The 13,612-nt window shown below is 70.1% G+C and carries 13 protein-coding genes and 2 tRNA genes; 14 read left to right on the top strand and 1 reads right to left on the bottom strand.

The window, feature by feature from the left end; genetic code table 11:
- Positions 1-76: 76 nt before the first annotated feature.
- The 14 genes from IEY69_RS07145 to fabF all read left to right on the top strand — a co-directional run bounded on the left by IEY69_RS07145 (position 77) and on the right by fabF (position 10,612).
- A complete protein-coding gene (locus tag IEY69_RS07145; protein ID WP_229783725.1) occupies positions 77-529 on the top strand; it encodes a CBS domain-containing protein in 453 nt (150 codons plus the stop codon).
- Positions 526-657, top strand: coding sequence for a hypothetical protein (locus tag IEY69_RS21925; protein WP_268243856.1), 132 nt, complete (start codon positions 526-528; stop codon positions 655-657). The genes IEY69_RS07145 and IEY69_RS21925 overlap by 4 nt, the downstream gene beginning before the upstream one ends.
- 1 nt (position 658) lies before the next feature.
- The gene (locus IEY69_RS07140) at positions 659-1,249 is read left to right on the top strand and encodes a cupredoxin domain-containing protein (RefSeq protein ID WP_229783724.1); all 591 of its coding nucleotides are present in this window, start codon (positions 659-661) and stop codon (positions 1,247-1,249) included.
- Positions 1,246-2,976, top strand: a complete 1,731-nt coding sequence (locus IEY69_RS07135) for a b(o/a)3-type cytochrome-c oxidase subunit 1 (RefSeq protein WP_189072467.1) — start codon at positions 1,246-1,248, stop codon at positions 2,974-2,976. The genes IEY69_RS07140 and IEY69_RS07135 overlap by 4 nt, the downstream gene beginning before the upstream one ends.
- Positions 2,973-3,407: a c-type cytochrome gene (locus IEY69_RS07130; RefSeq protein ID WP_229783723.1), complete on the top strand. Its 435-nt coding sequence runs from the start codon at positions 2,973-2,975 to the stop codon at positions 3,405-3,407. The genes IEY69_RS07135 and IEY69_RS07130 overlap by 4 nt, the downstream gene beginning before the upstream one ends.
- A gap of 102 nt (positions 3,408-3,509) precedes the next feature.
- Positions 3,510-3,586: transfer RNA gene (locus IEY69_RS07125), tRNA-His, on the top strand.
- Between the two features lie 62 nt (positions 3,587-3,648).
- Positions 3,649-3,734: transfer RNA gene (locus IEY69_RS07120), tRNA-Leu, on the top strand.
- Between the two features lie 304 nt (positions 3,735-4,038).
- Entirely contained in the window at positions 4,039-5,340 is a 1,302-nt protein-coding gene (tig, locus tag IEY69_RS07115; protein WP_189072466.1) for a trigger factor, read from the top strand.
- Positions 5,341-5,495: 155 nt separating this feature from the next.
- Positions 5,496-6,536, top strand: a complete 1,041-nt coding sequence (locus tag IEY69_RS07110; protein ID WP_189072465.1) for a beta-ketoacyl-ACP synthase III — start codon at positions 5,496-5,498, stop codon at positions 6,534-6,536.
- Positions 6,533-7,438: an ACP S-malonyltransferase gene (gene fabD, locus IEY69_RS07105; protein ID WP_189072464.1), complete on the top strand. Its 906-nt coding sequence runs from the start codon at positions 6,533-6,535 to the stop codon at positions 7,436-7,438. Before IEY69_RS07110 ends, fabD begins: the two co-directional genes overlap by 4 nt.
- Entirely contained in the window at positions 7,435-7,992 is a 558-nt protein-coding gene (locus IEY69_RS07100) for a DinB family protein (RefSeq protein WP_189072463.1), read from the top strand. Before fabD ends, IEY69_RS07100 begins: the two co-directional genes overlap by 4 nt.
- The gene (fabG, locus tag IEY69_RS07095) at positions 7,989-8,738 is read left to right on the top strand and encodes a 3-oxoacyl-[acyl-carrier-protein] reductase (protein WP_189072462.1); all 750 of its coding nucleotides are present in this window, start codon (positions 7,989-7,991) and stop codon (positions 8,736-8,738) included. The genes IEY69_RS07100 and fabG overlap by 4 nt, the downstream gene beginning before the upstream one ends.
- A 254-nt stretch (positions 8,739-8,992) precedes the next feature.
- Positions 8,993-9,223, top strand: a complete 231-nt coding sequence (acpP, locus tag IEY69_RS07090) for an acyl carrier protein (RefSeq protein WP_046843145.1) — start codon at positions 8,993-8,995, stop codon at positions 9,221-9,223.
- A 144-nt stretch (positions 9,224-9,367) separates the two neighbouring features.
- Entirely contained in the window at positions 9,368-10,612 is a 1,245-nt protein-coding gene (gene fabF, locus IEY69_RS07085; RefSeq protein WP_189072461.1) for a beta-ketoacyl-ACP synthase II, read from the top strand.
- Positions 10,613-10,686: 74 nt separating this feature from the next.
- On the opposite strand, the gene IEY69_RS07080 is transcribed toward fabF, so the two are convergent.
- A complete protein-coding gene (locus IEY69_RS07080) occupies positions 10,687-13,608 on the bottom strand; it encodes an insulinase family protein (protein ID WP_189072460.1) in 2,922 nt (973 codons plus the stop codon).
- Positions 13,609-13,612 lie beyond the last annotated feature (4 nt).

Below are 13,612 nucleotides of genomic sequence, written 5' to 3'. Positions count from 1 at the left end.
GACCCTGGCCAACTCGGACCCTTCCGTAATGCCTTCGTAATGCCCTCACTGGACCCTCACGGCATGGAGGTGTTCCATGCGAGTACTTGATCTGATGACGGCCCCGGTGATCACGGCGGCCCCGACCCTGTCCCTGCCGGACGCGGCGCACCTGATGCGCTCGCGCGGCATCCGGCGCCTGCCAGTGATGGACGGCGCGGCGCTCGTGGGCATCGTCACCGACCGTGACGTGCGCGAGGCGATGCCCAGCCGCGTGTCCAGCCTGTCCCCCTGGGAGGCCACGACGCGGCTGGCGGCCGTGACGGTGGCGGACGTGATGCGCCGCTCGGTGCTCACGACCCGCCCTGACGCGGACGCGCGGGACGCGGCGCACACCATGCTCACCCACCGGGTGGGCGCGCTGCCGGTCGTGGATGATCAGGGGCGCGTGGTGGGCGTCGTGACCGTCAGTGACGTGCTGCGCGACTACGCGCACGAGGATGCCCTGAAGCCGGACGGGTCGCAGACGGGCGCGGAGGTGCAGGCATGAGCGGCCCGCACCACCCGCCGGAGGGCGGTGAGGCCCCCAGGGGCGCGCTGGTCGTGGTGATCACCCTGGCGCTGAGCATCCTGAGCCTGTGGCTGCTGGTGCTGGGCGTCCTGCACGGGCGGGCCTGACGTGGGGGCGGACACCCCTCCGGCCCGGCTGGATCACCACGCGCTGGAACGCTCCGAGACCGCGTGGCTGGGCGTGGCGGTCGTCATGACGGCGCTGCTGTTCGTGGGCGTGCTCGCCAGCGTGGTCAGTGGCACGTACCCCAGCCTGAAGGCGGACGCCGGGCACGCGCACGTGGGCGGCATCGTGCGGGGCCGCGTGGACCCGAAGAATCTCGCCGCGACGCCCTTTGCGAAGCCGGGGCTGGTCGTGGACGCCGCCGGGCAGCCCATGGTGAATGACCAGGGGACGCTGGACGCGTACCTCGTGGCGGGGAACTTCACGTTCCAGCCCGCCGTGCTGCGCGTCCCGGCGGGCGTGCCCGTCACGTTGCACGTCACCGCGACAGACGTCGCGCACGGCTTCCAGGTGACGGGCACGACCATCAACGCCGAGATCCTGCCCGGTCACGTCGCCGCGCTGACCGTCACGTTCCGCCACCCGGGCGAGCAGCACGCCATCTGCAACGAGTACTGCGGGGTGGGGCATCACAACATGATCACCCGCTTCATCGTCGAGCCGCCCACCCAGCCCACCAGCAAGGAGACGAAGTGACCACCGCCCTCCCCTCCCAGTCCAGTTCGCGCGCGGCGCTGCCAGGCCTGGATGCCGCCACGCTGAGCAGCCTGAAGAAACTGACGCAGTACTACGCCGTGACCGCCTTCATCGCCCTGATGATCGGCGTGCTGCTGGGGCCGCTCCAGGCACTGAACTACGGCGGCATCAACGTGTATGACTCCCCCCTGCTGAAGGTGCTGATCAAGTCGTACTACCAAGGGCTGACGCTGCACGGCGTGCTGAACGCGCTGGTGTTCACGCAGTTCTTCATCAGCGGCTGGATGCTGTACCTGCCGGTACGGGACCTGAACGTCCGCCCGAACATGCGCTTCGCCTGGTTCACGTACCTGATGATGACGGCGGGACTGCTGACGGCTGCCGTACCGCTGCTGACGAACGACGCCACCGTCCTGTACACCTTCTACCCGCCGCTGGAGGGCAGCCCGGTGTTCTACATCGGCGCGGCCGTCATGGTCGCCGCGAGCCTGCTGGTCGCCGGGCAGGTCGTGGGGCTGTGGCTGGCCTGGAAACGCGCCCACCCGGGCCGCGTGACACCCGTCGTGACGTACATGAGCGTCGCCACGTGGCTGATGTGGGTCGTGGCGGCGCTTGGACTGGTGGTCGAGGTCGTGGTCCTGCTGATTCCCTGGTCGCTGGGCCTGACGCGCGGCGTGGACCCGCTGCTGGCCCGCACGCTGTTCTGGTGGACGGGGCACCCCATCGTGTACTTCTGGCTGCTCCCGGCGTACATCTCGTGGTACGCGTTCCTGCCGCGTCAGGCGGGCGGCCGCATGGCCAGCGAGGGCCTGACCCGGCTGGCGTTCGCGATGTTCCTGGTGTTCAGCGTGCCCGTGGGCCTGCACCACCAGTACGCCGATCCGAACGTGCAGAACAGCTGGAAACTGATTCACATGTTCCTGACGTTCCTGGTCGCGGTGCCCAGCCTGCTGACCGCGTTCAGCGCCGCCGCGTCCCTGGAGGACGCCGCCCGCGCCCACGGGGGCCGGGGCCTGATCGGCTGGGTGCGCTGCCTGCCATGGGGGAACGCCAGCATGACCGCGCAGGTGCTGGCCATGGTGTCGTTCATCTTCGGCGGGGCGGGCGGCATCGTGAACGCCTCGATCGCGTTCTCGCCCGTGGTGCACAACACCGCGTGGATTCCCGGGCACTTCCACATCACGGTCGGCACCGCGACCACGCTGACGTTCATGGGCGTGATGTTCTGGTTGGTGCCGCACCTGACCGGCAAGCGGCTCGCGTCGCCCCGACTGGCGCTGGCGTCGGTGTGGTGGTGGTTCACGGGCATGATGCTCTTCGCGCTCGGCATGCACTGGCAGGGACTGGCGGGCGTGCCCCGGCGCGCCCTGGTGAGCGCCTCGGCACAGCAGGGCGTGTACGACGCCATGCACCTGGGCCTGCCGAAGGCGATCACGGCGGCCAGCGGCGGGGTGCTGTTCATCGCGGCGATCCTCTTCTACACGGTGCTGTGGCGCACGCTGCTCTCCCGGCGCATGGACGACCCGGAACGCACCCCGATCCCCACCAGTGACGCCATCAGCCCCGCCGGGGAGGTCCTGGCCGACGCGAGCCCGCTGGTGCGGCGCACCGAGCCGCTGCTGGCCCTGACCTTCGCCGCGCTGGTGCTGGTGATCCTCGTGTACGGTCCGGTCATCGCGCCGATGCTGGCGAACTACCAGTTCATTCCCGGCCAGAGGCTCTGGTGAGCGCCGTGCCCGACCCGCACGGAGGCTGGTTCACGCCGGGGCAGATCGCGGGCTTCGTGGGCCTGCTCGTGCTGGGCGCGGCGCTGGGCGTCGGCTCGTATCAGGCCGGGCAGCGGCTGGCGGGGACGGGAGGCGGCGCGGTCGTCACGGCGGCCAGCACCAGCGACACCCCGGACGGCCGCGTCCTGTACGCCGGAAACTGCGCCGGGTGCCACGGCGCGAACGCCGAGGGCGCCGTCGGCCCCGCCCTGAAGGGCACCCTGGGCTGGAGTGCCACCGACTTCAGACGTGCGGTGCTGGACGGCAGGACACCGGACGGCCGCACGCTAGGTGTCGTGATGCCCCGCTTCGCCGCCACCGGCCTGGACGGCGCGCCCCCCACCGACGCGCAACTGGAGGCCATCCGGGCGTACCTGAAGACCCTGCCCTGACCCGCACGGGCGACCGGGGCCGGCCGGATCCCGCGTGGGATTGACAGGTGGCCCCGCCGCCTTTAAGCTGTGTGGGCCTGACAGGACGTGGGCAGAGATACGGTGGGTTTAGCTCAGTTGGTTAGAGCGCCGCTCTGTGGAAGCGGAGGCCGGGGGTTCAAGTCCCCTAATCCACCCCACACCTTCCGGCCCACAGCAGCGATGCGGCGGGCCGGAACTCTTTGATTGACAACCGCGGCGTGCGGGGATGGCGGAATTGGTAGACGCACCAGACTTAGGATCTGGTTCCCGTAGGGAGTGAGGGTTCAAGTCCCTTTCCTCGCACCACAGCAGACAGCGGCTCCCTCGGGGGCCGCTGCTCTGTCGTCGCTGCATTCCTTCCACGGGTGCCCAGGCTCCCGCCACCCGGCGGAAATTGGCCGTCAGGTGCGGCGGGCAGGGGGCGCCAGGGGTCTCTCTGCCCACTGCGCGCAAATGCACTATCATGCTTGGCGGCATGTCGCGCCCAGGCCTCGCCCTGGTGGGGCCGGAGAGCGGCAGGGCAGATTCAACAGAGGAACGCGCCGCGACGCCCGCACGCACCCCCCTGGGGGCCCGGCGGCGGGCAGAAGCGGCGCAGACGGGAGACCCAATGGCAGAGCTGATCAGCAGAGAAGGCAACAAGGTGGAATTCAAGGTGTCGGTGCCCGCCGCCGAAGTGAACCGCGCCTACGACCAGGTGTGGGCCGGTCTGGCGCGCGACGTGCGCGTGCCCGGCTTCCGCCCCGGCAAGGCTCCCCGCAAGGTCATCGAGGGTCGCGTGGGCAAGGGCTACGTCGAGCAGGAAGTCCGTGACCGCCTGCTGGAAACCCACTACACCCAGGCCGCCCGCGAGCTGAAACTCAGTCTCGTGGACGCCAACATCGAACCCCAGACGCTGGCCAGCGGCCAGTCGTTCGAGTTCACCGTGAAGGGCGAGACGTACCCCGAAGTGAAGCTCGCGGACTGGAGCGGCCTGAGCCTCAGCGCCGCCGCGCCCGAGATCACCGACGAGGTGCTGGAGCGCACCATGAGCGACCTGCGCGAGCGCAACGCCACCTTCGAGAGCGTCGAGCGTCCCATCGAGGCCGGCGACCAGGTGACCATCGAGGAGGAAGGCGAGGACGGCGGCACGTACCCCGTGTACCTGGACGTCGCCGAGGCGCACGTCCGTGACGCGCTGGTCGGCAAGGCCAAGGGCGACACCGTGGAGATCACCGTGCCCGCGCACAGCCACGGCGACCACGAGCACCCCGAGCACACCGTGACCGTCAAGGTCGTGGACGTGAAGACCAAGCAGCTGCAGGACCTCGACGACGCGTTCGCGAGCAGCCTGAACTTCGAGTCCCTGGAGCGCCTCCGGGGCGATCTGAAGGGTGAACTGGAGCGCCGCGCGCAGCAGGAAGGCGAAGCCGCCCGCCGCGAGGAGTTCATCACTGCGCTGATCGACGGCATGGAAGCCGACATTCCCCAGGCGCTGCTGGACCGCCGCCGCGAGGGCATGCTCGAGGAAATCAAGGACGACCTGGGCCGCCAGGGCGTCAAGTGGGGCGAGTACGAGGCGTTCATGCAGGAGCAGGGCAAGCTGGACGACTTCATGGCCGATCTGGGCAAGAACGCCGAGAGCCGCGTGAAGCGTGACCTGGTGCTGGAGAAACTGGCCGAGGACCTGAAGGTTCAGGTCAGCGACGCCGAGTTCAACCAGACCATGAACGCCCTGGCGCAGGCCAACGGCCTGACCCCCGCCGAGCTGAGCAAGCAGCTCGGGCCGAACGGCATCAACTCGTACTACATCAGCCTCGTGCGCGAGAAGGGCCTGCAGCAGGCCATCGCCCAGCTGTCCGGCGCCAAGAGCGAAGGCAGCGAAGCCGCCACCGAGAGCACCGACGAGAGCACCGAGACCAGCGCGGAGTAATCCCGCATGAAGGGCCGGGGCGTTCCTGCGGGAGCGCCCCGGCTTTTTCGGTCCCCTGGGCCTGATGAGTCGCGTGAGGGAAGTGGCCCGGACGACCGGACGAACTCTAGACTCAATTCATTGAACGTCCGTTCAAAGAATGCTACGGTGCCCCCATGAGCGACCCCTCCCCCACCCGGCCCACGCTGGGCATCACGGCGCTGGGCATGTACGTCCCGGAACGCGTCGTGCCGAACAGCGACTTCGAGGCCCGCATGGACACCAACGCCGACTGGATTGAGTCCCGCACCGGCATCCGCGAACGCCGCTTCAGCGCGCCCGACGAGTACACCAGCGACGTGGGCGTCGGCGCCGTGCGCGACATGCTGCGCCGCGACCCACAGGCGCTGCGGGACGTGGACGCCGTCATCTGCGCCACCGTCAGCCCCGACGCGCTGATGCCGTCCACCGCCGCGCTGATCGGCATGCAGGTCGGCCTGACCGGCGCGGCCGCCTTCGACCTGAGCACCGCGTGCAGCGGCTTCGTGTACGCCCTGAGCGTCGCGCAGGGCCTGATCCTCGCGGGCAGCGCCCGGCGTGTCCTCGTGGTGGGCGCCGAGGCGCTGAGCAAGGTCGTGGACCAGAACGACCGCAACACCGCCATCCTCTTCGGGGACGGCGCGGGCGCCGCCGTGGTCGGCCCGGTCCCCGCCGGGTACGGCTTCCAGGACTTCATCATGGGCGCCGACGGGAACGGCGGGTCCAGCCTGTACCTGCGCTGCGCCGCCCCCCAGCTTCCCGGCGGGTTCCCCATGGGCGAATCGGTCGGCATGAACGGCCGCGAGGTCTTCAAGTTCGCGGTGCGCGTCCTGGGCGACAGCGGCACGCAGGTGCTCGCCAAGAGCGGCCTGAGCACCGCCGACGTGGACTGGGTCATCCCGCACCAGGCGAACGTGCGGATCATTGAGGCCGCCATGGAGCGCTTCGGGCTGCCCATGAACAAGACCATCGTGAACCTCGACCGTTACGGGAACACCAGTTCCGCGACCGTGCCGCTCGTGCTGCGCGAGGGCGTGGACGCCGGACAGATCACGGACGGGCAGCAGCTGCTGCTGATCGCGTTCGGCGGCGGCCTGAGCTGGGTGGCGGGCACCATGAAATGGTGGGGCGGCGCGCCCAGCCTGACCGCCGAGCAGCAGGCGGAGGTGAACGCATGAAGATCGCCGCACTCTTCCCCGGTCAGGGTTCGCACAGCGTCGGCATGGGCGCCGACCTGACCGCCGCGTTCCCCGAGGCCGCCGAGGTGTACACCCAGGTCGAGCACGTCCTGCCGGGCCTGCGCGCCGTGATCGAACAGGGCCCACTGGAGGACCTGACTCTGACCGCCAACCAGCAGCCCGCACTGGTCGCCGCGAGCGTCGCCGCGTACCGCGCGTGGCGCGCCCACACCGGCCTGACCCCCGCGTTCGCCGCCGGGCACTCGCTGGGCGAATACTCCGCGCTGGTCGCCGCCGACGCCCTGAGCCTCGGGGACGCGCTGCGCCTGACCCGCCAGCGCGGCGAACTCATGCAGGCCGCCGTCCCGGTCGGCGCGGGCGCCATGAGCGCCGTCATGGGCGACCCAGCCATCGTGGCGGAGGTCTGCGCCGGGACCGAGGGCGCGCAGCCCGCGAACTTCAACGCGCCCACCCAGACCGTCATCAGCGGCACGAAGGGCGGCGTGGACGCCGCGAACGCCGCTCTGAAAGCGCGCGGCCTGAAGGCCATCCCCCTGAAGGTCAGCGCGCCCTTCCACTGCCCCCTCATGGCGCCCGCCGCCGCCGGGCTCGCCCCGGACCTCCAGACGACCGCGTTCGCGCCCCCCGCCTTCCCGGTCTACGCGAATGTCACCGCGCAGCCCAACACCGACCCCACCGCCCTGCCGGGCCTGCTGACCGAGCAGATCACCGGGGCCGTCCGCTGGGTCGAGACCATCCAGGCCCTCGCCGCGGCGGGCGCGGACGTGTTCATCGAGTTCGGCCCCGGCACCGTCCTGACTGGCCTCGTGAAGCGCATCCTGCCCAACGCCCGCACCATCAACGTCGGCACCGCCGCGCAGGTGCAGGACTTCACCCTGTGAACCCCCACCGCCGCGACGAGATCCTCACCGGACTGGCAGATGCCCAGGCCGAGTGGGTCACGTTCGCGGCGACCCTTCCCGCCGAGGGGTTCTTTGCAACCCCGGCGGGAGGCTGGCCGCCGGTCACGCACCTGCGGCACCTGACTCTCACGCACCGGCGCGTCACGCAGGGCCTGCTCGTCCCCCGCTCCGCGCTGCGCGCCCTGTTCGGGCGGCCCAGCACCGCACGCCCCTACCCGGAACTGGTCACCGCGTACCGCGCGGCGCTGGCCGCCGGGGGCCGCGCACCGGCCCGGTACGTGCCCGCGCCGGACACCACGCCCAGCGAGGCCGTGCGCGCCGGGGTCATGGACGCCTACACGCGCGGGGCGGAGGCACTGCGGGCCGCCCTGGCCCGCTGGCCGGACGACCGGCTGGACCGCAGCGCCCTGCCGCACGACCTGCTGGGCCGCGTGAGTGCGCGCGAACTTGCCTTCTTCACCCTGTACCACGACCTGCATCACCTGCGGGGCGTGCAAAACGCCCTGAATCCTCAAACACTGGAGATCCCATGACCGAAACCCCCCGTAAAGTCGCCCTGGTGACCGGCAGCAGCCGGGGCCTGGGCCGCGCCATGGCCCTGAATCTCGCCGCCAGCGGCTTCGACGTCGCCATTCACTACGGTCGGAACGCCGACGAGGCCCGCAAGGTCGCCGACGAGGCCGCCACGCACGGCGTCCGCGCCGAGGTGTTCGGCGCCGACCTGACCGTCCCCGCGAACGCCGGAGCGCTCGTCGAGGACGTCATCAAGACCATGGGCCGACTGGACGTGCTCGTGAACAACGCGGGGATCACGCGGGACACCCTCGCGATCCGCATGAAGGACGAGGACTGGGACGCCGTCCTCCAGACGAACCTGTCCAGCGCGTTCATGGCGTGCCGCGCGGCGATCAAGCACATGATGCGCGCCCGCTCGGGCCGGATCATCAACATCGCCAGCGTGGTGGGCCTGATGGGCAACCCCGGACAGGCGAACTACGTGGCGAGCAAGGCGGGCCTGATCGGCCTGACCAAAGCTCTGGCCAAGGAGTACGGCGGGCGCGGCATCACCGTGAACGCCGTCGCGCCCGGCTTCATCGAGAGCGACATGACCGCGCAGCTGCCTGAGACCGTGCAGCAGGCATACCTGGGCGGCATTCCCCTGGCACGCTTCGGGCAGCCGCAGGAGGTCGCAGCGCTCGTGGCGTTCCTGGCCAGTGACGGCGCGGGGTACATCACCGGGCAGACCATCGGCGTGGACGGCGGGCTGAACCCTCACTGAACGGGGTTCAGGGCGTCTGAGGGCGCTGTTCCCGAAAACGCCCTGAACCGAGCGGAGCGAGCACCCGTCCTCGGCGGTGGGCGGAAGCGGAGTGGACGGGCGTGCCGTCCGCCCGGCTACGGAGCTGCAGCTCAGCGCCATGCTTGCGTGATACCCGCCTTTTTCCGGTCCTTTGGACCCTGTTCAAATCAGCCGACTCTCATGGGCGCCGCGTGTAGACTGGCGCAGACTTCAGTATCAGGAGGTACGAACTCATGGCAACTTTTGATGATGTGAAAGACGTGATCGTGGACAAGCTGGGTGTCGACGCCGACAAGGTGAGCCCTGAGGCCCGCTTCGTGGAGGACCTGGGCGCGGACAGCCTGGAGACCGTGGAACTGATCATGGGTCTGGAAGACAAGTTCGGCATCACCATCAGCGATGAGGACGCCGAGACGATCCGCACCGTGCAGGCCGCTGTCGACTACATCGAGAGCAAGCAGTAACTCCCCTGGTCGGGTCAGCCCGACCCAGGGGACAGTGACGTCCGCACAGGACGTCCGGCGGGCGGGGTGCGGGCACAGATCCGCCTCCCGCCTCTACTTTTTCCGGGTGGCCCCTGTGGGCGCGCCCAGTCAGGAGGGAAGCCAGTGGGTGTTTCAGGACTGAAAAGGGTGGTGATCACGGGCCTGGGGCCGGTCACGCCCATCGGGGTGGGCGCGCAGGCGTTCGCGCAGGCGCAGCGGGCCGGGAAGAGCGGCATCGCGACCATCACGCGCTTTGACCCGGCGGACACCGCCAGCAAGATCGCCGGTGAGGTGAACGAGGACCTGTCCTCGTTCGTGGACCCGCGCGAGGCGAAGAAACTCGACCGGTACGTGCAGCTGGCCCTGGCGGGCGCGGAGCTGGCCGTGCAGGACAGCGGCCTGAGCGAAGACGAGCTGCGCGGCGAGCGCACCGGCACCGTGATCGGCAGCGGCATCGGCGGCGTGAAGACCTTCGAGGATCAGGCCGGGGTGCTGCACTCGCGCGGCGCGGGGCGCATCAGCCCCATGTTCATCCCGATGATGATCGCGAACATGGCCACCGGGCACGTCGCCATGCGCTACGGCGCGACCGGCCCGAGCAGCACGGTCGTCACCGCCTGCGCCACGGGTACGGGCGCGATCGGGGACGCGGCGCGGTACATCCAGCTGGGTCTGGCGGACGTCATGATCGCCGGGGGCGCGGAGGCGGCCATCACGCCCATCGCGATCGGGGGCTTCTCAAACATGAAGGCCCTGTCCACCCGGAACGACGAGCCGAAACTCGCCAGCCGTCCCTTCAGCGCCACCCGTGACGGCTTCGTGCTGGGCGAGGGCGCGGGCGTCGTCGTGCTGGAGGAGTACGAGCATGCCGTGAAGCGCGGCGCGACCATCTACGCCGAGGTCGTCGGGTACGGCACCAGCGCCGACGCGCACCACATCACCATGCCCGCCCCCGAGGGCCGCGGCGCGCAGGTCGCCATGCGCATGGCGCTCGCCACGGCAGGCGTGAACCCCGATCAGGTCGGGTACATCAACGCGCACGGCACGAGCACGCACTTCAACGACCTGCACGAGACGCAGGGCATCAAGCACGTGTTCGGCGACCACGCGCACAAGCTGGCCGTCAGCTCCACGAAGAGCATGACCGGGCACCTGCTCGGCGCGGCCGGTGCCGTGGAAGCCATCGCGGTCGCGCAGGCGCTGAAGGGCGGGATCCTGCCGCCCACCATCAACCTCACCGACCCCGACCCGGACCTCGACCTCGACTACATTCCCCTGGAGGCCCGCGAGGCGCAGGTGGAGTACGCGCTGAGCAACTCCTTCGCATTCGGCGGCCAGAACGCCGCGCTGCTGTTCAAGAAGATTTGACTATCAACGGCAGAGGCCCCCTCCAGTGATCGGAGGGGGCCTCTGCTGTTCCTACTTTCGACTGACCACTTCCCTCAGATGGCCTGTACGTCGAATTTCAGGCCCAGTGCGGCGAGGTCGTCGCTATTGGGGTCGCGGCCGGTGACGACGCCGTACGTGGCGCGCCCTTCGGTGAGGTAGGTGTCCATGACGCGGCGCAGGTCGTCCAGCGTGACGGCCAGGAGGCGAGCCTTGTAGGTCTGTTCGAGATCCTGGGTGTACCCGGCGTGGTCGCCGTAGATGCGGCGGCGGCCGGCGGTGTCGGGGCTGGTGAGGGGGTCGAGGATCTTGCTGGCGGAGAGGATCGCTTCGGTCAGTTCGCGTTCGCCCAGGTCGCCGTTCAGGAAGGTGCGGGCGTCTTTGAATACCTGGTAGGTGCGGGTGACGTGCGGGTCGCGGTAGCTACTCATGGCGAACACGCCTTCGCGCGGGTCGAAGCTGGCGGCGCCGCCGTACGCGCCGCCCTTCTCGCGCAGTTCGGGCAGCAGGTACTCGCTGCGCAGCACGCGGGACAGGACGAGCAGGGCGGGGCTGTCGGGGTGGGTGTAGGGGACGGTGGGGAACGCGACGGCGTTGTACGAGACGGGCACGTCGGTCGTGCGGGCCTGCGGGGCGCGGGTGGGCAGGGTGGGGGTGGGGCGGCCGACGGGGGCGTCGCCGCTGAACAGGTCCGTGAGGGGGGTCAGGTCGAGGTTCAGGTCGTCGGGCGTGGCGGTCAGCGCGAGGAGGGGTTCTCCGGTGCGGATCAGGTCGCGCAGGCGCCCGAAGCGTTCCAGGAGGTCGTCCAGGCCGCCTTCGCCTTCGACGGTGGCTTTCAGGGTGGCGAGGGCGGTGAGGCCGCTGAAGCGTTCCTGCACGGCGCCCGTGGCGTTCAGTTGCGCGGCGGCGAGGCGTTCGGCGTAGGCGTTCCCGGCCTGCACGACGCTGGCTTTCAGGCCCGCGAGGCGCTGCTTGAGCAGCTGCTCCAGGCGGTCGCGGGTGAAGTCGGGCGCATTGATCAGGTCGCGCAGCACCTCCACCAGGGCGGGGGCGTTGCGGGCCAGGGCCTTGCCGCTGAAGGTCACCGCGAGGCGCACGGCGTTCAGGTCGTCCGGGGGGGTGCCCACGCCGACGGCGGCGCTGACGCCGCCCGTGACGGCCTCGATGCGGCGCGCGAGGCTCACGTAGTCCTGACCGGCGGCGCCGCTGCGGGTCACGGCGAAGGTGTACAGCGGCAGCGCGTCCAGCAGGTCGTCCGGCAGGGCCGGGAGGCGCAGTTGCACGTCCAGGTACGTGAGGCCGCCGGTGGGCTGCGCGGCGCGGGCCACGCGGGCGCGGCCGGGCTGCTCGGTCTGGTATGTGACGGCGGGCGCGGCGGTGGGAATGTCCTCCAGGCCCAGGGTGGGCAGGACGCTGCGGTCGGCCTCCTGACCCTGGAGTTCCTTCAGGCGCAGGCTGTCCGCGACGATCCGGGCGCGGTCCTCATCGGTGAAGCTGGCGCTGAGACGCTCGACCAGAGCGGCCTCGTCCGCCTCGGCGCGTTCGGCCAGGGCGGGGTCGGGCGTGACCTCCAGCGTGACGCGGTGCGGGTTGGCGAGCAGCCCCTCCAGCATCGGCTCGAACACCGCGCCCTGCGCGAGATCGGCCCGCAGGCGCCCCAGTTGCGCGTCGAGGCGCAGGCCGGTGACCGGGTCGCCGCCCTGCATCCAGGGGCCGAGCAGGCGGAACATCACGCCCAGCGCGTACGGGTAGCCGCTGTTGCTGACTTCCTTCTGCGCGATCTCGAACTGGTGGAGGCTGCTCTCGATCAGTTCCGGCTCGATGCCCTGCGCGGCGATCTCCTCCAGGGTGCGCAGCACGAGCGTCTCGACCTCGGCGGCCTTCCCGGCGGGGAGGCCCTTGAGTCCGGCGGCGAAGGCCCCCTCGCGGAAGTTGTCGCGGTAGCCGCTGCCGTCCGCCAGGGCGCTGCCCAGCCCGGACTCGATCAGCGGGCGGGTCAGGGGCGCGGCGGGGTTGCCGAGCAGCACGTCACTCAGGACGCTCCAGCGCAGGTTCAGGTCCGGGTCGCTGGAGTGCCCGAGCTTCCAGCCGACGAGCACCTGCGCGCCGCGTTCCACGTCGGTGCCGGGGTACACGGCGCTCTCGTGGCGGGGCGCGTCGAAGGCGGGCTGGTCGGGGATGCTGACGTCCAGCGTCTGCGGCGCGAAGTTCGCCATGACGTGGTTCTCGATGGCGTCCAGAATGCGCGCCAGTGGCAGCTGCCCGTACGTGTAGAAGAACGCGTTGCTGGGGTGATAGTGCGCCGCGTGGAAGGCCCGCAGGCCCTCGTAGGTCAGGTTCGGGATCTCCTCGGGCGCGCCGCCGCTGTTGTTCGCGTACGTCAGGTCCGGGTACAGCGCCTTGCCGAACGCGCGCCACATGACCGAACCGGGGCTGGCCATGGCGCCCTTCATCTCGTTGTACACGACGCCCTGCAACTTCAGCGGCGTGGTGGGATCGTCGGGCGTGGCGAATTCGAAGCGGTGGCCGTCCTGCCGGAAGCTCTCGTAGCGCATCAGCGGGAAGAACGTGGCGTCCAGGTACACGGCCAGCAGGTTGAAGAAGTCCTTCTCGTTGCGCGTGGAGAACGGGTAGGTCGTCCAGTCGCTGGCGGTCATGGCGTTCATGAACGTGTTCAGCGACCTGGGCAGCATCGAGAAGAACGGGTCGGGTACCGGGAAGCGCTGGCTGCCCATCAGGACCACGTGTTCGAGGATGTGCGCCACGCCGGTGCTGTCCTGCGGGACGGTGGGGAACGTCACGCCGAACGCGGCGTTGTCGTCCGCGCGGATGACGTGCGCGTGCCGGGCGCCCAGTTCGTGGCGCAGCAGCACCAGCGTGCCCTGCATCTCCGGCAGGGGTTCGACGCGTTCGACGGTGTAGCGGCCCAGGTGATCCCCCACGCGGGGCGCGGCGGGCAGTGAATCCATGATCGTCATATGC

This window comes from Deinococcus sedimenti (genome assembly GCF_014648135.1).
GTDB lineage: Bacteria > Deinococcota > Deinococci > Deinococcales > Deinococcaceae > Deinococcus > Deinococcus sedimenti.
This window is presented reverse-complemented; position numbering and strand designations above follow the sequence as displayed.

Coding starts and splice junctions, on each gene's coding strand:
- IEY69_RS07145 (WP_229783725.1), top strand. CDS start 77: ATGCGAGTACTTGATCTGATGACGGCCCCGGTGATCACGGCGGCCCCG.
- IEY69_RS21925 (WP_268243856.1), top strand. CDS start 526: ATGAGCGGCCCGCACCACCCGCCGGAGGGCGGTGAGGCCCCCAGGGGC.
- tig (WP_189072466.1), top strand. CDS start 4,039: ATGGCAGAGCTGATCAGCAGAGAAGGCAACAAGGTGGAATTCAAGGTG.
- IEY69_RS07110 (WP_189072465.1), top strand. CDS start 5,496: ATGAGCGACCCCTCCCCCACCCGGCCCACGCTGGGCATCACGGCGCTG.
- fabD (WP_189072464.1), top strand. CDS start 6,533: ATGAAGATCGCCGCACTCTTCCCCGGTCAGGGTTCGCACAGCGTCGGC.
- fabG (WP_189072462.1), top strand. CDS start 7,989: ATGACCGAAACCCCCCGTAAAGTCGCCCTGGTGACCGGCAGCAGCCGG.
- acpP (WP_046843145.1), top strand. CDS start 8,993: ATGGCAACTTTTGATGATGTGAAAGACGTGATCGTGGACAAGCTGGGT.
- IEY69_RS07080 (WP_189072460.1), bottom strand. CDS start 13,608: ATGACGATCATGGATTCACTGCCCGCCGCGCCCCGCGTGGGGGATCAC.